The organism is Brevibacillus sp. HD3.3A, from assembly GCF_013284375.2.
Classification (GTDB): Bacteria; Bacillota; Bacilli; order Brevibacillales; family Brevibacillaceae; genus Brevibacillus; species Brevibacillus parabrevis.
Genome location: NZ_CP085874.1, coordinates 3950185 through 3973077 on the forward strand (window position 1 = coordinate 3950185; position 22893 = coordinate 3973077).

Annotated in this window: 25 protein-coding genes; 8 read left to right on the forward strand and 17 right to left on the reverse strand. The window is 53.0% G+C overall.

Annotated elements, in window-relative coordinates:
* Positions 1-135 precede the first annotated feature (135 nt).
* The 3 genes from HP435_RS18220 (at position 136) to HP435_RS18230 (ending at position 2762) form a co-directional block, all read left to right on the forward strand.
* A complete protein-coding gene (locus HP435_RS18220; RefSeq protein ID WP_173599291.1) occupies positions 136-837 on the forward strand; it encodes a FadR/GntR family transcriptional regulator in 702 nt (233 codons plus the stop codon).
* A complete protein-coding gene (locus HP435_RS18225) occupies positions 834-2045 on the forward strand; it encodes a CynX/NimT family MFS transporter (RefSeq protein WP_122964994.1) in 1212 nt (403 codons plus the stop codon). The genes HP435_RS18220 and HP435_RS18225 overlap by 4 nt, the downstream gene beginning before the upstream one ends.
* Positions 2046-2180: 135 nt before the next feature.
* On the forward strand, positions 2181-2762 hold the full coding sequence (locus tag HP435_RS18230) for a hypothetical protein (protein ID WP_122964993.1): 582 nt from the start codon (positions 2181-2183) through the stop codon (positions 2760-2762).
* 81 nt (positions 2763-2843) lie between these two features.
* On the opposite strand, the gene HP435_RS18235 is transcribed toward HP435_RS18230, so the two are convergent.
* The 10 genes from HP435_RS18235 to HP435_RS18280 form a co-directional block, all read right to left on the reverse strand.
* Positions 2844-3899: an S-layer homology domain-containing protein gene (locus tag HP435_RS18235; RefSeq protein ID WP_173599292.1), complete on the reverse strand. Its 1056-nt coding sequence runs from the start codon at positions 3897-3899 to the stop codon at positions 2844-2846.
* Between the two features lie 241 nt (positions 3900-4140).
* On the reverse strand, positions 4141-5760 hold the full coding sequence (bshC, locus tag HP435_RS18240) for a bacillithiol biosynthesis cysteine-adding enzyme BshC (RefSeq protein WP_173597031.1): 1620 nt from the start codon (positions 5758-5760) through the stop codon (positions 4141-4143).
* Positions 5761-5874: 114 nt separating this feature from the next.
* A complete protein-coding gene (locus HP435_RS18245; protein WP_122964990.1) occupies positions 5875-6432 on the reverse strand; it encodes a helix-turn-helix domain-containing protein in 558 nt (185 codons plus the stop codon).
* Positions 6433-6485: 53 nt separating this feature from the next.
* A complete protein-coding gene (locus tag HP435_RS18250) occupies positions 6486-6884 on the reverse strand; it encodes a DUF3397 domain-containing protein (protein ID WP_173599293.1) in 399 nt (132 codons plus the stop codon).
* Positions 6885-7847, reverse strand: coding sequence for a ketopantoate reductase family protein (locus HP435_RS18255; RefSeq protein WP_173599294.1), 963 nt, complete (start codon positions 7845-7847; stop codon positions 6885-6887).
* Positions 7848-8050: 203 nt separating this feature from the next.
* Entirely contained in the window at positions 8051-9589 is a 1539-nt protein-coding gene (locus HP435_RS18260; RefSeq protein WP_122964987.1) for an acyl-CoA carboxylase subunit beta, read from the reverse strand.
* Positions 9590-9605: 16 nt separating this feature from the next.
* Entirely contained in the window at positions 9606-10379 is a 774-nt protein-coding gene (locus HP435_RS18265) for an enoyl-CoA hydratase-related protein (RefSeq protein ID WP_173599295.1), read from the reverse strand.
* 14 nt (positions 10380-10393) lie between these two features.
* A complete protein-coding gene (locus HP435_RS18270) occupies positions 10394-11308 on the reverse strand; it encodes a hydroxymethylglutaryl-CoA lyase (RefSeq protein WP_122964985.1) in 915 nt (304 codons plus the stop codon).
* A 49-nt stretch (positions 11309-11357) separates the two neighbouring features.
* A complete protein-coding gene (locus tag HP435_RS18275; RefSeq protein WP_122964984.1) occupies positions 11358-11570 on the reverse strand; it encodes a biotin/lipoyl-containing protein in 213 nt (70 codons plus the stop codon).
* A gap of 14 nt (positions 11571-11584) precedes the next feature.
* Complete coding sequence (locus tag HP435_RS18280) at positions 11585-12934, reverse strand: acetyl-CoA carboxylase biotin carboxylase subunit (RefSeq protein ID WP_122964983.1); 1350 nt, start codon at positions 12932-12934, stop codon at positions 11585-11587.
* 275 nt (positions 12935-13209) lie between these two features.
* On the opposite strand from HP435_RS18280, the gene HP435_RS18285 reads away from it, so the two are divergent.
* Positions 13210-13677 carry an N-acetyltransferase gene (locus tag HP435_RS18285; RefSeq protein WP_063230368.1) on the forward strand — a complete coding sequence of 156 codons (468 nt, stop codon included), beginning with the start codon at positions 13210-13212 and terminating at the stop codon, positions 13675-13677.
* 71 nt (positions 13678-13748) lie between these two features.
* On the opposite strand, the gene HP435_RS18290 is transcribed toward HP435_RS18285, so the two are convergent.
* The 3 genes from HP435_RS18290 to HP435_RS18300 form a co-directional block, all read right to left on the reverse strand.
* On the reverse strand, positions 13749-14393 hold the full coding sequence (locus HP435_RS18290) for an RsfA family transcriptional regulator (protein ID WP_063229685.1): 645 nt from the start codon (positions 14391-14393) through the stop codon (positions 13749-13751).
* 140 nt (positions 14394-14533) lie between these two features.
* Complete coding sequence (locus HP435_RS18295; RefSeq protein WP_173599296.1) at positions 14534-15292, reverse strand: enoyl-CoA hydratase/isomerase family protein; 759 nt, start codon at positions 15290-15292, stop codon at positions 14534-14536.
* Positions 15293-15409: 117 nt separating this feature from the next.
* Entirely contained in the window at positions 15410-15787 is a 378-nt protein-coding gene (locus tag HP435_RS18300) for a Spx/MgsR family RNA polymerase-binding regulatory protein (RefSeq protein ID WP_063229687.1), read from the reverse strand.
* Positions 15788-16125: 338 nt separating this feature from the next.
* Between HP435_RS18300 and HP435_RS18305 the strand changes: the two genes are divergently transcribed.
* Both HP435_RS18305 and HP435_RS18310 read left to right on the forward strand, forming a co-directional pair.
* A complete protein-coding gene (locus HP435_RS18305) occupies positions 16126-16824 on the forward strand; it encodes a helix-turn-helix transcriptional regulator (RefSeq protein WP_122964979.1) in 699 nt (232 codons plus the stop codon).
* A gap of 150 nt (positions 16825-16974) precedes the next feature.
* Positions 16975-17241: a DUF2626 domain-containing protein gene (locus HP435_RS18310; protein ID WP_063229689.1), complete on the forward strand. Its 267-nt coding sequence runs from the start codon at positions 16975-16977 to the stop codon at positions 17239-17241.
* A 33-nt stretch (positions 17242-17274) separates the two neighbouring features.
* Here the strand turns inward: HP435_RS18310 and HP435_RS18315 are convergent, their stop codons facing one another.
* Positions 17275-18414 (reverse strand): class I SAM-dependent methyltransferase, encoded by a 1140-nt coding sequence (locus HP435_RS18315; protein WP_173599297.1) that lies wholly within the window; start codon positions 18412-18414, stop codon positions 17275-17277.
* 111 nt (positions 18415-18525) lie between these two features.
* Between HP435_RS18315 and HP435_RS18320 the strand changes: the two genes are divergently transcribed.
* On the forward strand, positions 18526-19599 hold the full coding sequence (locus tag HP435_RS18320; RefSeq protein ID WP_173597026.1) for a coiled-coil domain-containing protein: 1074 nt from the start codon (positions 18526-18528) through the stop codon (positions 19597-19599).
* A 13-nt stretch (positions 19600-19612) separates the two neighbouring features.
* On the opposite strand, the gene HP435_RS18325 is transcribed toward HP435_RS18320, so the two are convergent.
* Entirely contained in the window at positions 19613-20899 is a 1287-nt protein-coding gene (locus HP435_RS18325; protein ID WP_122964976.1) for a CapA family protein, read from the reverse strand.
* A gap of 96 nt (positions 20900-20995) precedes the next feature.
* A complete protein-coding gene (locus HP435_RS18330; protein ID WP_173597025.1) occupies positions 20996-21643 on the reverse strand; it encodes an MBL fold metallo-hydrolase in 648 nt (215 codons plus the stop codon).
* Positions 21644-21708: 65 nt separating this feature from the next.
* On the opposite strand from HP435_RS18330, the gene HP435_RS18335 reads away from it, so the two are divergent.
* Positions 21709-22209, forward strand: coding sequence for a hypothetical protein (locus HP435_RS18335; protein ID WP_122964974.1), 501 nt, complete (start codon positions 21709-21711; stop codon positions 22207-22209).
* 75 nt (positions 22210-22284) lie between these two features.
* Here HP435_RS18335 and HP435_RS18340 read toward each other — a convergent pair whose 3' ends face one another.
* Positions 22285-22821, reverse strand: a complete 537-nt coding sequence (locus HP435_RS18340) for a hypothetical protein (RefSeq protein WP_229049704.1) — start codon at positions 22819-22821, stop codon at positions 22285-22287.
* Positions 22822-22893 lie beyond the last annotated feature (72 nt).

Genomic DNA, 22893 nt, shown 5'->3' on the forward strand with positions numbered 1-22893 from the left:
CCTCTTCCGCTCCGGGAGAAGCGCCTGTCTTTTTTTCGCTTTAAACAGTTTCCTAGCTTATGAATCTTGTGCACCTGCTTTCTCCGTGCTACAATGACGACATTCCCAATCATCGGATGTTTGGAGGTTTCGTTCATGACATTGCAAAAACCCGTTCGTTCCTCGCTCGTCAAGCAAATCGCGGAGCAGCTCGTCGAACGAATCGAGTCTGGCAGATGGAAGGTCGGGGAACGCATCCCGCCTGAGCCTGAATTGGTCGAACAGCTAGGCATCAGCCGCAATACGCTTCGCGAAGCGGTACAGGCGCTGATTCACACTGGCATGCTCGAAGCGCGGCAAGGGGACGGCACGTACGTCCGCGCAGCGAGCGAGTTTGGCGCGGCGATGCAGCGTCGGCTCAAGCGCTCGACTTTACTGGAAATTTTGGAGGTGCGCTACGGACTGGAGCGCGAGATCGCCAGACTGGCGGCAAGCCGCAGGACAGAAGCCGATTTGCAGACGATCCGGCAAAAGCTGGACACGTCCCTCTCGCTCAGACACGACCCCCAGGGCTATATCTCGGCGGATGTCGCGTTCCACATCGCGGTTGCCCGCGCGACCCACAACAGCGTGATGATCGATCTGTACGAGCAAATGACCGAGTCGCTCCACATGTCCGTAGGCGGTACGGTCGATGTAAAAGAGTTGATGGACGAACAGGCGCAGACACATGGAGCGCTGGTTCAAGCGATTGCGGAGCAAAATGCAGACGCAGCCGAGGAAGCGGCAAGGAGCCTGATTCAAGCAAGCAAAACCGCTCTTTTGGAACAGATACAGAAAGGAAGTCTTGACCTATGAGTCCGACAGCATTGGCAACTGCGAAAAGCAACGCGCAGCCAGCCACCCCCAAACCGTTTCTGATCATCGCCGGAATCATTCTGATTACGTTCGCCATGCGCTCACCGTTGACTGCCGTCGGGCCGTTGGTCGGCTCCATTCAAGGCGATCTCGGACTGTCCAACAGCATGTCCGGGTTGTTGACGACGGTTCCTTTGCTCGCCTTTGCGCTGCTCTCCCCTCTGGCTCCTGGGATCGGGCATCGGCTCGGCGCAGAGCGAACACTTTTTGCCGGACTGCTTGTCGTTCTCATCGGCCTGATTTTGCGCTCGTCCGGCTTCGTCTTCACCTTGTTTGCCGGAACCGCGCTGGTGGGAGCTGGCATCGCGATTTGCAACGTGCTGCTGCCGGGGCTGGTCAAACAGCGTTTCCCGCAAAAAGCCGGCTTGATGACCAGCGTGTACACGACGACGATGTCCATGTGCGCCGCGCTTGCTTCGGGCATCAGTATTCCGCTCGCCAGTACAGGGAATTGGGGCTGGCAAGGCTCGCTCTTTTCCTGGGCGCTTCCCGTCCTGTTCGCCATCGCTGTCTGGCTTCCGCAGCTGCGCTCTGCCGGAAGTGCTTCTGTCAAACACGCCGGGCAAAAAAAGCAGCCAGGGCTGTGGCGTTCCCTGCTCGCTTGGCAAATCACGCTGTTCATGGGGCTGCAATCCTTTTTGTTTTATTGCACGATCGCCTGGCTGCCCGCTATTTTGCAGCAGCACGGCATTAGCCAAGCCAGCTCCGGGTGGATGCTCTCGCTTGTTCAGGCCATCAGCTTGCCCGCGAGCTTTTTCACCCCGGTGATCGCTTCCCGTTTGTCCAATCAGCGTCTGCTGGCTGCCGTCATCGGGCTTTGCTCTCTCTTCGGATTCGCCGGGCTTTTGATCGGAAACAGCACGGTCTTGCTGTATGCCTGCCTGCTCTTGCTCGGCGTCTCGCAAGGCGCAGCAATCAGTCTCGCCCTCACGTTTATCGTCATTCGTGCACAAGACGTACGCCAGGCAGCCCGCTTGTCCGGCATGGCCCAGTCCATCGGCTACTTGTTGGCCGCGGTAGGACCGATTGTCGTCGGACTCGTCTACGACTGGCAGCAATCGTGGACACTGCCCCTCAGCATCCTCTGCTTCGTCAGCCTGTTCGTAATCCTGAGCGGAATCGGTGCCGGGCGTAATCAGACGGTGTAAAAACAAGCTTCAAAAAAGCATGCAAGAGCCCTTCGAAGGCTTGCACGCTTTTTTGTTCGGGGAGCAGAGTATCGACCCGCCCTGCCCGCATGGTAAAATATAGAAAACGATCCTTGCGAGGAAGGAGCCTGGAAAATGAAACGTCTGCTGCTATGTACCGCGATGACTCTGTCGCTTCTGGTCGGCTGTGCCGAACCGCAATCAAACACGCTTCCCTCGGCTATCGAAAAGCAGATGGAGGAGCAAATCGGTATGGATATCGCTGTTCCTTCAAACGACAAGCTGGTCGTCAAGTATGCAGAAATTCGCTATCCGCCCATCGTAAACGGGCAACAAATCGCTGGCCCCTCTATCGCAACCATCGTGTATACCGATGAAAAGGGAGAACTTTTGCCAATCACGGACGAGCAAAAAGCGGAAATGCGCAACAGGCAGCAGCGTGAAATCTTTTATGGCGAGTACGCGGGCAGGCCAATCATCATCATGGAAATCAGCACGATGAAAAACTCCTTGCATGACGCCAAGACAGCCGAAATAGAAGGAATCACAGTCGAATACGGGCAAAAAGAAGCCGCCTCCGGAACGTATGCCTTTTATTCCTTTCACCATCAAAACGCCTCTTATATGACTACCTTCCTGCTCAATGACACGACTACGACTGATGACGCCGTTGCCTTCAACCGGAAACTCATTCGTCAGCTTCAAGGAAAACAGTAGCCCCTTTTGCAGGCAACAGCAACAGCGCTGGCAGCAAAAAAAGCAGGGAAGGCCCCCTGCTTTTTCGCTTTTCCACACCCGCTATTCATCTTTCCCAATCAATCGGAACGTCTTCCCATCCTGGGAGGACAGGTAAAAGGTCTTGTCGACGCTTCCGCCAAGCTCTCCCGCATAGTATTGCACGGTCAGCCTGTATTTGTTCGTGCCGATTTTGGCATAGTACATCAATTCATTAAATCGCGGGAACCGCACGTAATCGTAGACTTCGTACTTCATAAACGAGAAGTGCTCGCGCAAAAACGGTTCGCTGACATTCAGCTTGTTCTCTTTGACGTAAGCTTGCAGATCAGCATAGCGTCTGATCTTTTTTTGCTCCATTACTTCGCGGACAAACGCCGATACCGCATCGGTCATCCCTTTTTTCTCGCTCGCCGTCACTTCGCCCGGGAACAGCTCTTCGATTTTGCTGTCCAGACGCGTCAGCATCACGACCGCCTGTGCCCGACTGATCGCACTATTGGGACGGAAGGAGCCGTCCGGGTATCCGGCGAGCAAGCCCATCTTGTACGCAGGGTAGACGGTCATGACTTCCTGTTCATTGGCGGTAGACAAATCAGAGAAAAAGCGCGTGGTCGTTCCCCGATACTTTTCCCCTTCGGATTGATGTCCGAGCGCCGCCAAAAGAATGCGGGCCGCCTCCAGTCTGGTCATCCCGTCTGTCGGTTTGCCTGTCGACATAATGCCTGCTGCCGCCAAATGACGGTACGTCTGCTCTGACCAGCGACCTACGGAAGGAGCCAAATACGTCTCTTTGACAAAAGCGTCAGGCTCAAATCCGCTATAGGATGGCAGCACACGCTCCACCAAGGCAAGAAATTGCTCTTGCGTAACGGTTTTTTCCGGCTGAAAAGTGCCGTCCGGAAAGCCTTGGATCAACCCGCTTTTCGCTGCCAATTCAATCTCTTTTCCTGCCCAGTGTCCTTTTGTGTCGAGGAAAGAGCCTGCGGAAGCTACGGGCTTTTCCTCCCTGGCCTGTGCCCGATTCCACTCACCAAAAGCCGCGCCCGCCCATGCGATTGACCAGGCAAGCGCCAAAACAGTGGCTTTTTTCCCGACTTGTCGCAACTTGTTCTGCATCTCGAGTACCACCTTTCCTCACAGGAATTGCCTTATTCGTAGGACGCAAAATTTGTCGGAAAAGTTTCGGTCTATTCGTTAGAAATTTTTCCCACAAGCGGTGCAACAACCAAAATGGTCATGTCCGTTTTGTTGACCGCAAGCCAAGCGGGCACATCCCATTTCCTGAAAAACATCGAGACGTTTTTCATAGAAAAAAGCCGACGTTTCGTCCAGGACGAGCAGTCGGCTTTGGCGATTTCTAGACAAAAAACAGTTGATGAGTCCCGTCATGGGTGAATGGCGCTTCGACCATGCGATCGATTAATTCCAATCCGTACTTGTTTGCAAAAGGGAAAAAGCACAGCTTGCGTTCTTGCAGACCGCCCTCCGGCAACAGCGTCGTCTCGATTCGCTTGATCCGGTTGTAGGCCACGTCTTCTTTTTGCTGCAAGGAACGAATCAGCCGCTCCTCCAAAAAGGAGACTTGTTCGAGCAAGAGCGTGCTGTTTTTCTCCGACAGCCCGCGCATTCCCGGGTCCAGCCGGATCACTTCGTCCACGAGCGGACGGTAGAGCTGCTCAATCGATTGGCGCACTTGGGCGAATTGTTCGTGCAGCGGATGCGGGCCTTGTTTCTTCTCCCAGTCAGCTTTCCATTCGGTGAAGCCGGTCAAAACCTGCTCGACAGACAGCTCCAGACCCTCCAGCAAGCGCAAATGCGCCCCTTCCACCAAAGTGATCGACATCCGCGGCAAAACGATCGGCATCTGCATCCCGAACAACGCAAAAACTTCGCGGTAATACGCCCAGTAGGCGATTTCACCGGGTCCGCCAATGAACGCAAGCGTCGGAAACAGTTGCTCCTGCATCAGACCGCGCGTGACCACATTGGCACTGAACCGCTCCGGCTGTTCCCGGACAAGCGCAAGCAGCTCGTCGCGGCTGTACGACTGCCGTCTGTTGACAAAGCGATCCAGATGACGGGAAAGCAAAAGGCGATCCTCGCCTTCATAAATAAACAAGTTGGCCTGATGTTCGTCGACTTCAAGCTGCAACGGGTAGCCCGCTGTGGCAAGCCGCTCGGAAGCCTGCACCAGCAACTGGGCCATTTGCTCGTTTTTCTCGATCACCTGCTGAAATACGGGACGTTCCAACTCCCGGACAAAAGGCAGCGATGACTCGACAAGGATCAGGCCATGCTTGCCAAACAACTGCGCCAATAGACGCGCAAACCACTCCACTACCGTGGATGAGCTTTTCGCCGTTTGCGTCAGCAATTCCCGTACGTTTTTCGTTTCCGCCGTCTCGGTTTGTTCCTGGAAAAACGTTTCCAGGAACTGCATACACACTTCCTCTTCCAAAGGAAGCTTGCTTGCAGACGCACGACCTTTCTTTTTCAGCGACAGCCGCTCTTTGTGCAGACGCGTATCGCCATCCGTCGTCCAGTACACGTGGTCGATCTCATCGATGTCGTGATCTTCGCCCGCGATCCAAAAGACCGGGACGACGTTTACTTGCAGCTCGGCAGAGAGCTTTTTGGCCGCCTGAATCAAATGGACGGCCTTGTTGATCGTATACAGCGGGCCTGTCAGGACGCCTGCCTGCTGACCGCCGATGACGACATATGTATCCTGCTGCTTCAACAACTCGATTTTGTCCAGCGCTTCGGGGTGGTTTCCGATCGCCTGATTAAAGTTATGTAAGCCTTCCGCCAGTTGGAGCCGATTGAAGGTTTGGGTGGACAGCCACTCCAGCCGCTCCCGGTATGCCTGATCTCGGTAGGGATTATGGGCAAAAAATGACAGGGCAGACTCGTTTTGCTGCTGGTACTCTCGCGCCAGCCGATTTGCCAATGGAAGCGCAACGCGTTCAACATTCATGCTAGCTCACCTTTCTTAGGGCGATGGTCACTGCAAATTATACCACGCCAGGCATTCACAAAAAACAAGACAACCCGCTTAAATGGGTTGTCAAAGTGTAGAGCTGGCATCTTTTTAAAATTGCGGCGGAGTAACAGACCAGATCAGGACAGCTTCCACCTCGCCGCTGTTTTCAATCGTGTGCGACTTGCTGCTGTCAAACGAGATGCTGTCTCCCGCCTCCAACACGTGCTCTTCATCATTGAACCTCGCTGTCACGCTACCCGATATGACGGTAAAGCACTCCTCGCCTTCGGACTGGACGAATTTGTCTGTGACCATTTCCTTCGGCATCAGACGCACTTCCAGCATGCCCAGCTTGGCGCTTCCTCCCATCGAGAGCAACGAATACGTGCCGGTCGATTCGGGAAAAACCAGCTGTCTGCGCTTTTGCAGACGTGTCACGTGTACTTGCTTTTGGTCGATGTCTTCGAAGAAATGAATGATCGGAGACTCCAGGGCCTTTGTAATTTTCCAGAGAGAATCCAGTGACGGTTGGGATATCCCCCGTTCCACCTGGCTGAGCAGCCCTTTGCTGAGCCCTGTTTTGCCTGCCATGATCTCCAAAGTAAATCCACGTTCTTTTCGAATCATCCGAATCTTATGTCCGATGCTCTCGATGGGAAGTCGCATAGTTCCAACCTTCTTTCTTATCGGAATAAATACGATATGTATCAGTCAGTGCGTTACACGACACCCATCGTCTTGATTATGCCGGTCGTAAACAGCACTATATAGACAAGTCCAAACCAGAGAAACGACAACCGCCAGGCGGAAAACCCGACCTTTTTCAGAGATAGCTTTCCTTTCAGCTTGACCTGGAGCCATCCCAAAAGCACAACGGCGCCGAGGAAAAAGCAGCTCACCCACCACCAGGCCGACATCGCCTCAGGCCAGATGAGTTCGTATGCGGAAACAGCGGAGCGAATCACCAAAAAATTCGTGATATTCACCGCCCAGCGACCGGCCAATCTCTTGTTCCGCTTCCACATGTACACGATCAAGTAAACTAGCGGAAACCCCAAGAAAGGCACTACGGTCAGCGTACCCCAAAAATAGGACCAGAAAGTTGTCCACACGGCCATCTACTGTCGCCTCCCCTCCTTCCCTATTCCCATGCTTGTCTTGAGAAGAATGACGCGAAGCAAGGTTTCGTGCAACGGAGTAGGAATCCCGGCTTCTTTTCCCCGCTTCACGAGGTAGCCGTTGATTGCTTGCACTTCCGTCGGTTTTTGCCGCTTCACATCCTGAAGCATGGAGGAAAGATTACGGGAAGTATTTCGGCAAATGGCGACAATTTCCTGCCATTCGGGATCGCCGATTTTCTGTCCGGAAAAAGCAGCTACCTCCACAGCTTCATTAAATAAATCACGCATCAGTCCTTGCGTATATGAACTGTCGAGGAGGGCGCCATTCGGAATCTCAAATAATGCCGTGAGCGGGTTGATCAAGGCATTGGCCAACAGCTTTCTCCACGCATGCGGTTCGATTGCTTTTTCATAAAGCGCTGTGATGCCTGCCTCGACTGCCCATGTGACGAATGCGTCAATCAAAGCATCGCGGTCTGCCTTTTCCTGCCAGGGACCAACGCGAAGCGTCCCTGTTCCGGTATGCTCCACTTCCGTAGCAGAATGTCTTCTGGCTCCTTCTGTATGAATGGCGAAGTAGCATTGCGCATCCTCCAGTACAGATGCGAGCAATTCCTGGTGTCCCATGCCGTTTTGCAAGGCAATGACACGCGCGTACGGAGGGATTTCGGCAAGAGCCGGGAGTAGCAAGGGCAAATCGGGCTGTTTAACAGTGAGCAAATACAAGTTCCCTTCCGGCAATCCATCTGCAATCGGTTGGGCTTGTACGTTTACTCTGTTTTTTTGGCCGTCCAGACTGTGGAGCCACAGTCCTTGCTCCATGAGTTGATTCGCCTGTAGTGAACTGCGCGTTACGACGGTCACGGACTGACCAGCGAGCGCAAGCCTTGCTGCATACAGCAAACCAACGGAACCTCCGCCAACGACAACCACTTGCAAAGCGCTTGTATCGGGTTGCATTTGTTCACCTACATTAATCAATACTTATTTTATAAGAATAGCAGAGTTTAGGAGATTGTTCAATTGATTGGAACAAAAAAGATCAAAATTATCGAAAAATTTCTATCAGCCACGTTCCTTTGTTTTTCAAGCGGTCAACTGCTCGCCGTTTTCAATCTGCTCAAAAAAGACTGCCGCGGGATAGCGACAGTCTCAACGAATATTTATACAGGATAAACGGGATGCTTGCGGTCAGAGAAAACTTGCCGTTTCCCCTTGTAAATCTCGTAGCGCGAAATCAGATCATGGCGCAAACCGCTCGGCGGCACAATCGCGTCGACGATCAGGTTGGAAGCCAGCAAATACAAGTCGATGTCCTCCTGGTATTCCTTGCGCTTCTCCTGAATGAACGCCTGACGTTCTGCCGGGTCCTCGATCGCCTGAATTTTGTTGCTGTACACAGCGTTTACGGCAGCTTCCGGGCCCATGACCGCGATTTGCGCTCCAGGCAGGGCAATGCACGCGTCCGGTTCAAACGCCGAGCTGGCCATGGCGTACAGTCCGGCTCCATACGCCTTGCGCACAATCACGGAAATTTTCGGTACGGTCGCCTCAGCCATAGCGGAAATCATTTTCGCCCCGTGACGGATGATGCCCGCTCGCTCTACTGCGGTGCCGATCATGAAGCCTGGGACGTCGGCCAAAAACAGCAGCGGGATTCCGAACGCATCGCACAAAGTAATGAAGCGCGCCGCTTTGTCGGCGGAATCGACGAACAGGACGCCGCCTTTGACCCGTGGCTGGTTGGCGATGATCCCGACCGGCTTGCCATCCAGACGGGCAAGACCCGTAATCAGCTCTTGCGCGAACAGCTTCTTGATCTCGAAAAATGAATCCGCATCAACGAGCGATTGAATGAGATCGTGCATGTTGAACGCGGCATTTTGGTTTTCCGGTACGATAGTAGTGATGTCTTTGGCCGTCTCGATCGGCGCTTTTGCCGCTTGGAGCGGAGGCTGCTCGCTGTAGTTCGCCGGGAAAAAGCTCAAGTAGGTGCGCGCAGACTGAATCGCTTCCTCTTCGTTTGCTGCCAGCACATCGCCGCAGCCGCTCACCGAGCAATGCATCCGGGCGCCGCCCAGCTCTTCCAGACTCACCTTTTCCCCGATCACCATCTCCGCCATGCGCGGCGAGCCGAGGTACATGCTCGCGTTTTTGTCGACCATGATCACAATGTCGCAAAAAGCCGGGATGTACGCGCCGCCCGCAGCAGATGGGCCGAACAAAATGCAGACTTGCGGAATTTTGCCGGACAGCTTCACTTGATTGTAAAAAATGCGTCCCGCTCCCCGTCTGCCGGGGAACATTTCCAACTGGTCGGTAATGCGAGCGCCTGCCGAGTCCACGAGGTAAATCAGCGGTACGCGCATTTTTTCCGCCGTTTCCTGGATGCGAATGATTTTTTCTACCGTTCGCGAGCCCCAGGAGCCTGCTTTGACCGTAGAGTCATTGGCCATGACGCATACCGTCTGGCCGTTTACTTTTCCAATCGCAGTCACGACGCCATCCGCAGGCAAATCTCCCGCCATGACATTGGCGAACAGCCCGTCCTCGACCATGAACTCATCGTCGAACAACAGCTTCAGCCGATCGCGGACGAACAGCTTGTTCTGCTCCTTGAGCTTTTCGTGGTATTTGGCATCGCCACCTTGCTTGATATGCGCGATCTTCTCCTGCAACGTCTCTTCCAAATGCTTGGTCATCGGCTACTCCCCCTCGTCACTCTCCGCGATAGATCGGTTTTCGTTTTTCCGCAAAAGCTGCCAGTCCTTCCAAACGGTCCTTGGTCGGAACGAGCAGCTGGTACGCATTGCTCTCCATCATCAATCCGGTTGCCAGCTCTACTTCGCTGCCGCAGTCGATGGCAAACTTGGCCTGGGCCAGCGCCAGCGGAGCATTGCTCGCAATCTGCGCTGCCAGCTCCATGGACACATTCATCAGTTGCTCGTGCGGCACGACGCGGTTGACAAGCCCGATCGCCAAAGCTTCCGCCGGGAAAACGCGCCGCGCTGTAAAAATCAGTTCTTTGGCGATGCCCTTGCCGACTAGCCGCGGCAGCCGCTGCGTGCCGCCCGCTCCCGGGATAATGCCGAGAGAGGTTTCCGTCAAGCCCATTTGCGCCTGCTCGCTCATGATTCGCAAATCGCAGGCGAGCGCCAGCTCCGTACCGCCGCCAAGCGCCAAACCGTTGAGGGCAGCAATGACCGGCTTTTGCAGTTTTTCAAGTTCACTGAACGTGTCGCGAATCGTCCGAATGTACACTTCCACCTGTTCGGGCGACATGCCTCGCCGTTCCTTCAAATCCGCGCCGGAGCAAAATGCCTTGTCTCCCGCCCCGGTGACGATGACGACACGCGTGCTGCGATCGCGGGCAAGTTCGGCGATAAGCTTGCGCAGTGCCGTCAAAGTCTCCAGGTTCAAACAGTTGAACACATCCGGCCGATCAAGCGTCACGACACCGACCAGCCCGTCTTTTCGATAGGAAATCGTCATGTGGCCCTTCCTCTCTACGTATGCTCCTCCTGCTTTTGCTTTGCCAGGTTTGCTTTCAAAACTTTGGAAGTCAGCTCCCTGCCCAGCTGTTCCTGGATGTAGGCACCTGCCTCTGTCAGCCGATTCAGGTCAACTCCGGTTTCATAGCCCATTCCGTGCAGCATGTAGACCAAGTCTTCCGTCGAAATGTTGCCTGCCGCCCCCGGTGCGTACGGGCATCCGCCCAAGCCGCCGATGGAGCTGTCAAAAATCCGGATGCCTTCCGCCAACGCTGCCGCGACATTCGCCAGCCCGGTTCCTCGCGTGTCGTGAAAGTGCCCGGCTAAGCGCTCGGTCGTAACATCTTTCACAAGCTCCTGAAAAACCTCGTGCACTTGCTTTGGGGTTGCCACGCCGATCGTATCCCCGAGCGAAACTTCGGACACGCCCATCTCGACGAGCGCATGGGTCACTCTTCTCGTGTTGTCAACAGGGACGGCTCCCTCATACGGACAACCAAACACGGTGGAGACGTACCCGCGCACGCGCATGCCGAGAGCGAGCGCTTCCTTCGCCGCTTCCGCCAGCACAGGAAATGTTTCCGTGATGCTTTTGTTAATATTTTTGCGGTTATGGCTCTCCGAGGCAGACATGAACAGGGCAACTTCGCTCACGCCGCACAGGCGCGCCCGCTCCAGCCCGCGAACGTTTGGCACCAGCGCACTGATGCGCACGTCCTTTTTGCTGGCTGGAAGTATTCCTTGCAAAACTTCCTCGGCGTCCGCCAATTGCGGAATCCAGCGCGGATTGACAAACGAGCTGGCCTCGATCCGCACAAGCCCGGCGTCGATCAGCTTCTTAATCAACTCGATTTTTGCTTCTGCGGGTACGATGACGCTCTCATTTTGCAGCCCATCGCGTGGGCCAACCTCTACGATTTGCACGTTCACAATCTTCCCGCCCCTTTCCTAGCGACCGCTCAGTTTGGAAAGAAAAAAATTATTCGAGAACGACGATAATGTCGCCATCGTTGACAAAATCACCGATATTCGCTTTCACTTCCACGACTTTTCCCGCTTCCATCGACTGGACAGGCACTTCCATTTTCATCGATTCCAATACGATGACATCTTGCCCCTCGCTGATCGTGTCACCTGGCTGCACCAAAACAGAAATGACGGTTCCTGCCATATTCGCTGCTACTTGTTTCATCCAAGACCCTCTCCTTACTTGTGGTTGGTTTTCGTTGTCCGCTCCGTAATAAACCAGGTGGTGTAGTCTCCGCCCCGGAACTGTTCATCCGCCAATACTTCCTGCAAAAATGGAATATTCGTTTTAATACCAGTAATCAGAAAATGATGCATAGCTTCCTGCGCCCGCTCCACAGCTTCTTCCCTTGTCTCGCCGGAAATGATCACTTTGGCAATCATCGGGTCGTAAAAAGGCGTAACCTGTGTTCCCGACTCTACCCCGTCATCGATCCGCACATGCTCCATGGCAGGCGGCTGATACAGGCTGATCGTGCCTGGCGACGGCAAAAACGTCACCGGGTCTTCCGCGTACACACGCAGTTCAATCGCGTGCCGCTTCGCCTGAACATCGCGCTGTTCGACTGGCAGCGGCTGTCCATCGGCAATCGCCAGCTGCATAGCGACCAAATCGTATCCGGTCATCTCTTCGGTCACGGCGTGCTCCACTTGCAAGCGCGTGTTCATTTCCAAAAAGTAAAAATTTTTGTTTTCATCTACGATAAACTCGACCGTTCCCAGCCCTGTGTAGCCGACAGCCTTCGCTGCCTTGACGGCTGCCTCGCACAATTGTTCTCTCGTGGCAGGATCAAGAAAAGGCGACGGGCTTTCTTCCAGCACTTTTTGATGACGGCGCTGAATGGAACACTCCCGCTCCAGCAGATGAATGACATTGCCAGCGTTGTCAGCTGCAATCTGCACCTCGATATGCCGCGGGCGCTCCACATATTTTTCCACGTACATCGCATCGTTGCCGAAATACGCTTTGGCGCGACCCTTTGCCGACTGATAGGCTTGCAACAGCTGCGACTCTTCACGGCATATTTGCATGCCGATCCCGCCCCCGCCAGCACTGGCCTTCAACATGACCGGATAGCCGATTTGAGCGGCCTGCGCTGTCGCTTCTTCCACTGTCGCAAGCGAATCTTCGCAGCCTGGCACGACAGGCACGCCTGCCTCCTGCATGATTCTGCGGGCCGTCAGCTTGTCGCCCATTTGCCCGATGACCTTTGGCGAAGGTCCAATGAATACAAGCCCTTCTTCTAGAACGCGCCTCGCGAACGCTTCGTTTTCCGAAAGCAGTCCGTAGCCGGGATGAATGGCATCGGCATTCGTGCTTTTCGCCGCCGCGATGATAGCCTCTACGTTCAAGTAGCTGTGCGGCACTGGCGGCGGGCCGATATGGACGGCTTCATCCGCTTCACGGACAAACGGCAGGTCGCGGTCGGCATCCGAGTAGACGGCTACGGTTGCGACTCCTTTTTCGCGGCAGGTGCGCATAATTCTTCTGGCAATCTCACCACGGTTTGCGATCAATACCTTACGCATGGCAACGCTCCCCTCTTTGACAAACCGACTCCAATCGAAAGCGTTTCCAAATTGTTTGCTCGGTTTGTTTCATGTGATGCTTACTTCTATTTTGCCATGAGAATGAACATAGTTCTAGAAAGAATTTTTAAATTTTTTCCATGAACCTTTTTTCGCTTTCTGACAATTCCGCAACGCGGCAAAGAAAACGCTTCGGAAAATCCGATCATGGTGTATAATAAAGGGGAGTGGCCTAAGCCGGCCAAGGCAAAGAGCTGTGAGAGGAGTGGCTGACCATGTTTGAAGTAAGACGTTTACAGATCAACTACAAGACACTGGAGGAATTTCAAAAGTTTCGCGAATTTGGCCTGGAGGAGCTTTCGATGAAGGAAGACCTGGAGGCGAACATCGTGGAGAACGATTCGGAATCTCCTTTTTACGGTATTTATGACAACGATCTTCTGGTAGCACGCATGAGCCTCTATAAAATCGACGGGAAATACGACCGTTATTTCCAACCAGCCCAAGATTACTACGAGCTGTGGAAGCTTGAAGTCCTGCCTGATTACCGCAGCAAAGACTACGGCACGGCTTTGGTTAACCACGCAAAAAGCTTTGGCGCTCCTATTAAAACAAACTCCCGCTGTCGTGCGGACGAATTTTGGCTGAAAATGGGCTTTACCCCTGTCAAATACAATCCGATGCGCGATCGCGGCGAAAACCCGTACGTCTGGTTGCCAGAGAATGTGGAGCTGCAAGACTAGCTCTTCCTTTGGACAGGACAGAAAAAAGAAGCGGAATGTAACCGCTTCTTTTTTTGTTTGCTGCGCAGCATTTATTTTTCCACTCGCTCCAGGTTGCCGTTCTCATCCATTTTGAAAATAGCTTTGGAGGACTCCTCTTCCTGCAAAAAGGCCAGCTTGCGCGCGCGATCCATGATCTGAACAAGCGCGCGGTAATCGTCATTTACTCCCTGCACCTGCTCCAGTTCTTTTTTGGCTCGCTCATGCGCATCCTTCCATTCTTTTAACTCCAAATCTTTGCCTTCCAACTCTTGTTCCAGTTGTCGCAAGCGCCTCGCCATTTCCTTCTGGTTGACGAGCATGCGAATAACCGATTCGATTTGCTCTTCTTCCACCGATTCCAGTTCAGAAGCCTGCATCTCGGCAACAGCAGGCGGCAATTGCCTTTGCGGCAACAAAACAGCCTCTGTCTCCACAGTGGTAGCTGGCGTTTGAATCCTGCCCATCTTCTTCAATTGCTGTCTCTGACTTTTGGCTATCGAGATTGCCGCATCGTAACGTTTGCGCACGCAACTATTCCAGCGAAATCCGCACGCAGCTGCTGTCCTGCCCAACCTTTGACCCACTTCTTCAAATGCGGCAAGTTGTGTACCGCCTTCGCGTATGTGGCGCAAGGTGACTTCCGCCAACACGAGATCGTCATCTTCGGTCCATGCGTCTTGTCTGGAAGCTACCATATGAGTCCCTCCCGTTACCTTTAAAAAGGATGATGTAGTTCATCCTATGCTTTTCCCTACTCTTGTAGAATCGCTTTCTACTAGAAAAAGTATGTCCAAGCAAATAAATGTTTAAACGAGAAGAACCATCTGGCGGGCGGTTACTGCTTGTTCAGAAATTTTTCCACGACGGCGACATGCGCCGGACTTCCCCATAGTTTTGCGCATTGATCCACTTCGCGCTCGATGCGCTCGGCCCGCACGATTCCTTCCCGCTTCCAGCGAACGAGCTGCATGTACGCTTCGATCCCTTCCAACGGCTGCGCGGCGATTTTTTTCGCGAACGCGTGCACAGCCGCTTGCAGCTGATCGTGCGGGTAGATTTCGTCCACGAAGCCGTACGACTTGGCCTCTTGCGCCGTCAGCCTTTCTCCCGCCAGCAAAAGAGCCAACGCTTTCGACTCCGGGAGCATGTCGAGAAGCCTGCTTCCCCCGCCCCAGCCTGTCGTAATATGCATGCCGATCTGCACAAAGCCGAACCGCGCCTGCTCGCTGGCGAAGCGAAAATGGCAAGCGCCTGCAAATTCGCATCCGCCTCCGACAGCAGCGCCGTTGATCATGGCAATGACAGGCTTGGTGAACGTGTCGATGGCAGACAACAGTCCCGCCACCTTGCTCAGCAGCGGATACGCCTGTTCATGTCCGCGCGCCGCGATAAACTGGTTCAAGTCTCCCCCGGAGACAAAACTTTTGCCTGTACCTGTAATGATGAGCACCTTCACCTGCGAATCTGCCTGGCAGTCCGCCAAAACATGGTGCAGCTCGTCGACCAGCTCCATGCTGACCGCGTTATGTACGTGCGGCCGATTCAGCGTAATCGTGGCAATGCCCGCTTCTTTTTGCAGCAGTACGGTATCCATGAGCGCAATCTCATCCTTTGCTTCGATTTTGTTTGCTTTATTTTACTGGTTTGCGCGACAAAATCATATCGGATGCGGGCAAAAAAAGAAAAGAGAAGGCAGTATGCCTCCTCCTTTTTAGGACAACAAGTTTTTCATCGCGGAAGAATTGAAGCCGACAATCAAATTCTCGCCATCTGTCAAAATCGGGCGCTTCAGAAGCTGCGGCTCTTCGCTCAGCATCTCCAGCAACTCTTTGACAGACATGTCATTAATATCGACGTCCAAGTTTTTGAAGCGTTGGCTTCTCGTGGACAAAATCTCGTCCAGTCCGTTTGTCGTCATTTTGATGATGTCGAGCAGCTCTTCGGCTGTCGGCGGGTTTTTAAACAGGTGACGCTCTTCGTAATTGACGCCATTCTCTGCCAGCCAAGCTTTGGCTTTGCGACAGGATGTGCAGCTCGGATACGTGAAAAACGTTAATTTTTGTGTTTGAGTACGTTCAGCAACTGCCATCGGTTACCCCTCCATCTCATCTATACCCATTTGGTTTCGTGTATTCTTGGTGTTTCCGTATGCTCTTTTGCCAATTGCCGGATGCAATTGCTTTGAGCTATTAACTCACAAAAAGTAAGCTAATAAAAATTCTTTCCTTACTTTGGATTATAAATCTACAATAAACACTATGTCAATAGTAGTTAATCTAAAAACTAGGCAGAAAATTTGGGGGATGTGTTGTTATAGCACACTGCCACCTTAACAAGCCAAACAAAATCGGATACACTTATGTGGATGTGAAATTTTTTCAAACAAATATGGAACACGGTTTGTCACTTGAGAAAGGGGTATCCGGCATGGACCACGACGCGCATAAGTTAACCAGTGCTTTGGCAGACCCCACCCGCTTCTCCATTTACCAATTTGTCGCGTACAGCAAAGATCCAATCACTGTCCAGGATGTCGCAGACCACTTTTCCATCCATCCGAATGTGGCCCGCCTGCATCTGACAAAGCTGGAGGACGTGAATTTGCTCACAGCCGTCTCGGACAAAAGTGGCAAAGGTGGACGTCCCAGTCGATTGTATTCCCTGTCTGAACAGGTAGTGAGCCTCCAGTTCCCACCTCGCGACTATCAGCTTCTGGCCGATATCGCAATCGAAAGCCTGCTGTCGCTCGGCGAGGCGGGCGAAGCCGCTCTGATCAATATGGGGCATCGCATTGGTACAGAGATGGCGAAACGGGCGGTTGTCCAAAGCGGATTGAATCTGCAAACGGCTACTTTGGAAGAGAAATTGAACCTGATCCATCGACTCGTCGTTGCTCAGGGATTGAAACCCGATATTGAAAAGCTGGACGAAGGCACCCTTCGTTTTCGTGTAAACAACTGCACGTTTTCCGACACGGCCAAAAAATATCCGCGCGCGGTTTGCGAGATGCATAACGCTCTGCTCATGGGAATATTCGAAACGTACTTAGGGAAGATTGAATTACGTGAGGATGGCTCGATGATCAGGGGCTGCAAATCGTGCAACTATACGGTTATCCATTATTGAGAATGATCCTCACCCGGACGGTGATTTGAAGCGTTTTCCTTCGCCCCAAATCCGTCATACCTTTATCGTTTACACGTCTTCGCCTGTCCTTTATAATGGGGTAGGAATCTTGTAAATCTTACCGATCTAGGCAAAAAGGGGGGACAACAAATGGATCGTATGTATCGCGTGCTTGGTTTCTGGACCATCGTTATCGCGCTGATGGCGTTCTGGGGCGGTCTGTACCCAATGTCGCTCATCTTCTTCGGTCTTACAGCATTCTTCGTAGCGTTGAGCTACATGAGCCTGACTGAGCGAGTGTATCTGAACATTTTTTTCGGCTTCATGTTCCTGTCTTTTGTAGGGTTCACGTACTACACGTTCTTCGTAATGCCTGTAGGCCCGCAAGAACACGCTTTCATGCAACTGATGATGTAAGAAAAAAAGATGCTCATCTGCGAGCATCTTTTTTTATGCAAACGACCTGAAAAAGCTTGCCGTATCCAGGCTGTTCTCCACGCCTTTTTGCTGGATCATGACTCGAAACCGTCCGCCCAGCCCGGCAGGATCAATCAACTGGAGCAACGCCCGGTTGCGTTTCATCGCGACACTTGTAAACGGGTCTGTATCGTGATGGACGACCGCTTTGGTCAAAAGGCCGCTCTGGAGCAAAAATTTATCCTGGCGCATATACAAAACCTCTCGCAACCCCGCCGCTTCGCCAAAACGGCTCCATGCGGAAAAATTGACGTGCGCCGTTATATCTTGTTCGCCGACGTGAATGTACGGATTATCGTGGGCTTGATGGCGGTAGTAGCACATCAGTGTCCCGTTTTTCCGGCTGGCATGATACAACTCCTCTTGTCTGTCGCCGTAATCGATCGTTATGACATATCCTTTGGCAAGCAGGCGTCCGACCTGCTGCGCCGCCTGTTCCAACCCGAGATTCACCTCGATGCGCATCCCGTTTGGCATCGCGGTAGCAGCCTCGATTTCTGTCAGGCTGTTCAAAAGCGTGGCTCCCGGCTCTTGCAGCACCTCCGTGAACTGCCCCTCCTCGCATGTCACCGCTACTTCCTTCCAACCCGTTTTCGTCTTTTGCGCCAAATGGACGGGAAAGGCATCCAGCCATTCATTGGACACGATCACCCCTTCTAGCCCGCCTGCTTTCGCTGCTTCTTCCAGTGACGAGTACCATATTTTGCGCACCTCGTGCTCGCAAAGGGCCTCTTGCTGTTTTTGGCGATGATACGGGCTTGCTTCTATCAACACAACCGTAAGCTTGGCGTACACATCTGGCGCTGCTTCCTGTATGCGGGCAAGCATGCTTTTGCACAAGGAGCCAGTCCCGCCTCCGATTTCAACGAGCGCAGGCTGCTCAATCGCCGCGGTGCTCCACAGCTTTATCACGGCATCCGCCAATGTTTCCCCGAAGACAGCGTGTACGGTCGCGCTGGTAAAAAAATCGCCATCTTTGCCTACCTTGGGCAAGTCCGACATATAATAGCCGTAGGAGTCGTGGTAGAGGGCCAGCTCCATAAAGCGTGCGAATGGGATCGCGCCTCCCTCCTGGCTTTCCATTTCACGGCGAATCATAGCGTTTATATCCATGGGCTCTTCTCCTGCTATCCAAATTCAACCTGATAAGGCTATAATACGAAAAAGAAGTCATACAATGTGGAAAGGCAAGCGACTTCCATCATGAAAGCAAAAGGTGAAAACATGCGTAAATTTTTGCTCGTCTTGTTCCTGCTTGTATGTCCGCTGACTGTGTTCGCCCAGGAAGAGACTGCAATTCCGCTGGAGCAGTTGATCTTGCAGCAGCATTTTACCCAAAAAGAACTGGAGCGAACTCTCACCTTGCTCAAGGATGAAGAGACGCGAACCTATCGGGATATCGCTCAAATCGATCTGGACCTGCAACGCCAAAAGCTGGTGATTGAAGCGATGCAGCGCCATGCCGGCGAGGTGGCACGGGCTTATTACATGGGTGAACGCGCCAATCTTCTCACGCTTTTACTCAATGCGGAAAATTTCAATGAGTTTTTATTGATGTTCGATTTCTACCAGCTCGTGTACGAGTATGATATGAATCGGCTCCAGACGTACCACGCCGAGCGAGTGAAGCTTGCCACGATGCAGACAGACAAGCAAGCACGACTCACTCTGCTCCAGGACCTCCGCAAAAAATACGAGCTGCAACTGGCGGAGATGATCGCCATTCAGGCGGAAAAAGAAAAAAACGTGCAAAAGCTTGACGATCCTACCACAGTGGAAGCGCTGATGGATCATCTGATCAATGATTGGGAAAAACGCGGCTTGCCCGCTTTCCAGACGTTTTTTGGCATGCTGGCCAAAGTGATGGTGCAAGTACCGGAGTTGGCTACGCCTGACCGCATTCAGTCCGACGGCTTCTTCTCGCACACGCTGACGATCAAGCAGAGCGATTTCAACCAGTTTTTGATGCAAAAAGACGAATTGTTCAAGCAATCCCGTTTTTCTTTTGAAAACGACAAGCTGACTGTCGAAGGCACGTATGACCACATGGAGCTTCGGCTGGTCGGCAACTACGAGCTTGTCTCTCCTACCCAGTTGAAGTTCCACATCACGGAGCTTTATTTCGACGGGTTCGCCCTGCCGCAAGCAACTGTCGACGAAATGGAAAAGACGTACGACCTCGGCTTCTACCCCGAGCTGATCTCCCCGAATATTCAGGTGCAAGGAATCAGCCTGCAAAACGAAGAGCTGAAGCTTCAACTGAAATTGAATCTCCCCTTCGGCTTCGGAAAGAAATAAGGCCAGCTAACGGTTAGCTGGCTTTTTTCTTGGAAACAGCCATATTCATGTGAACAGGCATCTCCTTTTGCAAGCGGGTCATGTACTGGATCGCTTCTTTCGTGAGGCCCGGATACTTCTCCCCGCGCTGCAATCCCTCCAATGTCTCCGCCACGGGATAAACGACATAATTGCGCTTGTTGTTTTTGCGGAAAAAATGAACGTAGGTCGGCAGCATTTCCGCCTGTTCGATACTCGCCTTTCCAGACTCGTCCTTGTGCAGCGTAAGCTTGAGAATCGCGCCGACATCTTTGTAATCCCATCTCTGGGCAGAGACGAAGTTCCCCAGCGAATACGTAATCAAGCCTTTGTGTTGTGTGCCGTCCTCCCGCGTAACGGTTTTCCATTCGTACGGCTGAACCACGTGCGGATGCGCCCCCAAAATCAAGTCGGCTCCGTACGTCAAGCACAGCTCGGCTGTCTTGATCTGCTCCGCATTCGGCAACCGCTGATACTCGACCCCAAAGTGCAGGGCGACGGCAACGAGATCGGCTCCCTTTTCTTTCGCACGGGCAATGTCCTGTTTCATCAACTCAGGCGAAATCAGGTTGACGAGGTATGGCTTGTCCTTGGGGATGGCGATTCCGTTCGTCCCGTACGTATAGGAAAGCAGAGCGAGCGTAAATCCGTCCTTGGTCAAAAGCAGCGGCTCGTCGCGCTCTTTGGCACTGGCAAACGTCCCTGTGTGCAAAATTCCCGCCTGATCGAGGTACTTGAGCGTTTGCAGCACGCCTTGCTCTTTGCGATCCATCGAGTGGTTGTTCGCAGTCGTTACCGCAGTGAAACCGACTTCCTTCAATGTCTGCCCCAAAGATTCCGGGGAATTGAACATCGGATATCCCGAGTAGCGGGCCTGGCTGCCGCTCATCGTCGTTTCCAGATTGCCGATTACCCAGTCAGCCTGCTGAAACAGCGGCGTGACGTAAGGAAAAAACTTGTGGAAGTCATACGTTTTGGTCGCCGGGTTCCAGACGGCATCCATTTGCTCCTGGTGAACCATGATATCCCCGACCGCGAGAAGCGAAATCCGCTGTTCCGGAAAACGGGATGGCGGCGCTTCCCCAGTTGGGGGGACTGTATCGGATGGCGAGTCAGTAGTCGGTTCCTCTGCTGTCTGCGGCGTGGCATTGTCGGACGGACTCACTTGCAGGACAGGAGCCTTGGAAGCGTGGCTATCAGGGGCTGCTGGCGGGACACATCCGGCCAGACTCATACAGCCTAATGCTGTGATGATGACCCACTTGTTCCATGTTTGCTTCATGACAATAGCTCCTTTGGCGATAATGTAACCCACTTCCTTTTCGCCGTCTGCAAGCCATTTCCTCTTCTTTTGCCTCATAAACAATCGTGAAGTCTTTTAGCGCAGCATGCCTGTCACGAACGGATTGTACGTTTTTTCGTAGTCAATCGTCGTCTTGGGACCGTGTCCAGGGTAGACGATGGTGTCATCTTCCAGCTCAAACAGCTTGTCTTGAATGCTGATCATCAGCGTCTCGTAGTCGCCTCCGAACAGATCGGTACGGCCGATGCTTTGCTGGAACAGGACGTCCCCGCCAAAGCAATGCTTTCCGATCACAAAGGAACAGCTTCCCGGAGAGTGCCCGGGCGTATGCAGCACCTGGATGTAGAAACCAGCCAGAGCAAGCGTTTGACCATCGGCAAGCTCATGCTCTGCCCGCTCGCAAACAATCGGCTCAGGCAGTCCCCAACGGCTCGACCCGTTCAGATCAGGATTGGTCAGCCACTCTTGTTCCAGCGGGTGAATGTACACCGGAGCTTTGGTCAGCGCTCTTACTTGATTCAGCCCTCCGATATGGTCGAGATGCGCATGGGTCAACAAGATCGCTACGACGTTTTTACCGGCAATTTCCTGGAGCAGCCGCTCTGGCTGCATACCTGGATCAATGACAATCGTTTCGTTTGTTTCTTTGTTGGTCAAGACGTAAGCATTTGTTTGAAAGCCTCCCAAGGCAAAAGATTGGACGGCGAGATGTTGGTCGCTCATAAGAATAGGAACCTCCCTGATTTTTTGATACGATAAAAAGAAAGCTTGCGAAAAGGATGAAGGATATGCGACATATGTACGGAATCGAGCTTGCGATCCCCGCCGGGAAGCTGCCCGGGTTCTATGCTCAAGTCATACATAAAATCGGAGACCATGTCAATGTCTTTGCTCGGGACAAACTGCTTTTTATTGTCGAGAGCGAAGAAGAGCGGGACAAGCTTGCGGCGATCTTGCAAAAATCCAACATGCTTGGGGAGGAGTTCTCCTTGCTGCTGCTTCCTCCTCAAGCCGTAATAGACGAGGGGGCTGACATCGGCTTCGTCACGGAAAATGGCCATACGTTTGTTTATGCAGATCAAGTCGCGCTGTTTACGGCAGATAAAAACTCCGGCTCGCCCGACGATCGCTGGGCAGCGGCCGAGCAATGGAAAGAGCATGTCAAGGGCACGATCCCCCAGGCGGATCAAGCGGATACCATCTACCTCATCGACAGCAATCTGGCGGAGCTTGCCGCAGGGATCGCCAAGGCATACAAGGTCAAGCTGGACTTTCTGGCTTTGTCGTAACGTGCCTTCGCGCCGCGCATAAAAAAGCAGGCGGGCTCCCTTTTGGAGAACCCGCCTGCTTTTTTGCCGAGACGACTACTTGCTGTCAAAGCGGAACCAGACTACCTGACCGCCCGAGACACCGAAATTGGCCGTATATTTGCTGCCTTCGTACACAACCTCGGTTTCTCCGGACCCTTCGCCGTACAATTTTTTCAGTTGTTCCTTGCTGTCGTACATGGACAGCCCGCGGAGCGTCTGAAAGCGTGCCGCATCTTCTTTTGCCACGCCGCCCAGCATGATCGAGATCAGTTCGCCTTTTCTCACCTTGACGAGCAGCTGTGTGCGATCGATCAAAAGCATGCCCATGACCGCCTCGCCCTCGCCTTTTGCCATTCTCTCCACCGTATAGCTTTCGCGGGAGATCATGTCCATAAAATCGGCTTTGGTCGGCTTTAGCAAGTCCATCGCTTCCTTGATGTTTTGGCCGAGGTAAACCCCGCTGACGCCATATTCCTGCTGATTTTCCGGATCAAACGCCCCGGCTGGCCCTGCTTGCGACGAACAGGCTGCCAGCATACAAGCAAGCAGTACAAACAGTCCAAGCATTCGGAATGAATTTTGCCATTTCATCGTGCCCACCTACTTTGCGGTATGTACTTTTGCTATCTTACCGCACGCTGCAAGCATGATTCAACCAGGTTG

What these genes read in the sequence shown, in the direction of transcription:
- HP435_RS18220 (WP_173599291.1), top strand. Translation starts at nt 136, where the DNA reads ATGACATTGCAAAAACCCGTTCGTTCCTCGCTCGTCAAGCAAATCGCG.
- HP435_RS18225 (WP_122964994.1), top strand. Translation starts at nt 834, where the DNA reads ATGAGTCCGACAGCATTGGCAACTGCGAAAAGCAACGCGCAGCCAGCC.
- HP435_RS18230 (WP_122964993.1), top strand. Translation starts at nt 2,181, where the DNA reads ATGAAACGTCTGCTGCTATGTACCGCGATGACTCTGTCGCTTCTGGTC.
- HP435_RS18235 (WP_173599292.1), bottom strand. Translation starts at nt 3,899, where the DNA reads ATGCAGAACAAGTTGCGACAAGTCGGGAAAAAAGCCACTGTTTTGGCG.
- bshC (WP_173597031.1), bottom strand. Translation starts at nt 5,760, where the DNA reads ATGAATGTTGAACGCGTTGCGCTTCCATTGGCAAATCGGCTGGCGCGA.
- HP435_RS18245 (WP_122964990.1), bottom strand. Translation starts at nt 6,432, where the DNA reads ATGCGACTTCCCATCGAGAGCATCGGACATAAGATTCGGATGATTCGA.
- HP435_RS18250 (WP_173599293.1), bottom strand. Translation starts at nt 6,884, where the DNA reads ATGGCCGTGTGGACAACTTTCTGGTCCTATTTTTGGGGTACGCTGACC.
- HP435_RS18255 (WP_173599294.1), bottom strand. Translation starts at nt 7,847, where the DNA reads ATGCAACCCGATACAAGCGCTTTGCAAGTGGTTGTCGTTGGCGGAGGT.
- HP435_RS18260 (WP_122964987.1), bottom strand. Translation starts at nt 9,589, where the DNA reads ATGACCAAGCATTTGGAAGAGACGTTGCAGGAGAAGATCGCGCATATC.
- HP435_RS18265 (WP_173599295.1), bottom strand. Translation starts at nt 10,379, where the DNA reads ATGACGATTTCCTATCGAAAAGACGGGCTGGTCGGTGTCGTGACGCTT.
- HP435_RS18275 (WP_122964984.1), bottom strand. Translation starts at nt 11,570, where the DNA reads ATGAAACAAGTAGCAGCGAATATGGCAGGAACCGTCATTTCTGTTTTG.
- HP435_RS18280 (WP_122964983.1), bottom strand. Translation starts at nt 12,934, where the DNA reads ATGCGTAAGGTATTGATCGCAAACCGTGGTGAGATTGCCAGAAGAATT.
- HP435_RS18285 (WP_063230368.1), top strand. Translation starts at nt 13,210, where the DNA reads ATGTTTGAAGTAAGACGTTTACAGATCAACTACAAGACACTGGAGGAA.
- HP435_RS18290 (WP_063229685.1), bottom strand. Translation starts at nt 14,393, where the DNA reads ATGGTAGCTTCCAGACAAGACGCATGGACCGAAGATGACGATCTCGTG.
- HP435_RS18295 (WP_173599296.1), bottom strand. Translation starts at nt 15,292, where the DNA reads ATGGATACCGTACTGCTGCAAAAAGAAGCGGGCATTGCCACGATTACG.
- HP435_RS18300 (WP_063229687.1), bottom strand. Translation starts at nt 15,787, where the DNA reads ATGGCAGTTGCTGAACGTACTCAAACACAAAAATTAACGTTTTTCACG.
- HP435_RS18305 (WP_122964979.1), top strand. Translation starts at nt 16,126, where the DNA reads ATGGACCACGACGCGCATAAGTTAACCAGTGCTTTGGCAGACCCCACC.
- HP435_RS18310 (WP_063229689.1), top strand. Translation starts at nt 16,975, where the DNA reads ATGGATCGTATGTATCGCGTGCTTGGTTTCTGGACCATCGTTATCGCG.
- HP435_RS18315 (WP_173599297.1), bottom strand. Translation starts at nt 18,414, where the DNA reads ATGGATATAAACGCTATGATTCGCCGTGAAATGGAAAGCCAGGAGGGA.
- HP435_RS18320 (WP_173597026.1), top strand. Translation starts at nt 18,526, where the DNA reads ATGCGTAAATTTTTGCTCGTCTTGTTCCTGCTTGTATGTCCGCTGACT.
- HP435_RS18325 (WP_122964976.1), bottom strand. Translation starts at nt 20,899, where the DNA reads ATGAAGCAAACATGGAACAAGTGGGTCATCATCACAGCATTAGGCTGT.
- HP435_RS18330 (WP_173597025.1), bottom strand. Translation starts at nt 21,643, where the DNA reads ATGAGCGACCAACATCTCGCCGTCCAATCTTTTGCCTTGGGAGGCTTT.
- HP435_RS18335 (WP_122964974.1), top strand. Translation starts at nt 21,709, where the DNA reads ATGCGACATATGTACGGAATCGAGCTTGCGATCCCCGCCGGGAAGCTG.
- HP435_RS18340 (WP_229049704.1), bottom strand. Translation starts at nt 22,821, where the DNA reads ATGAAATGGCAAAATTCATTCCGAATGCTTGGACTGTTTGTACTGCTT.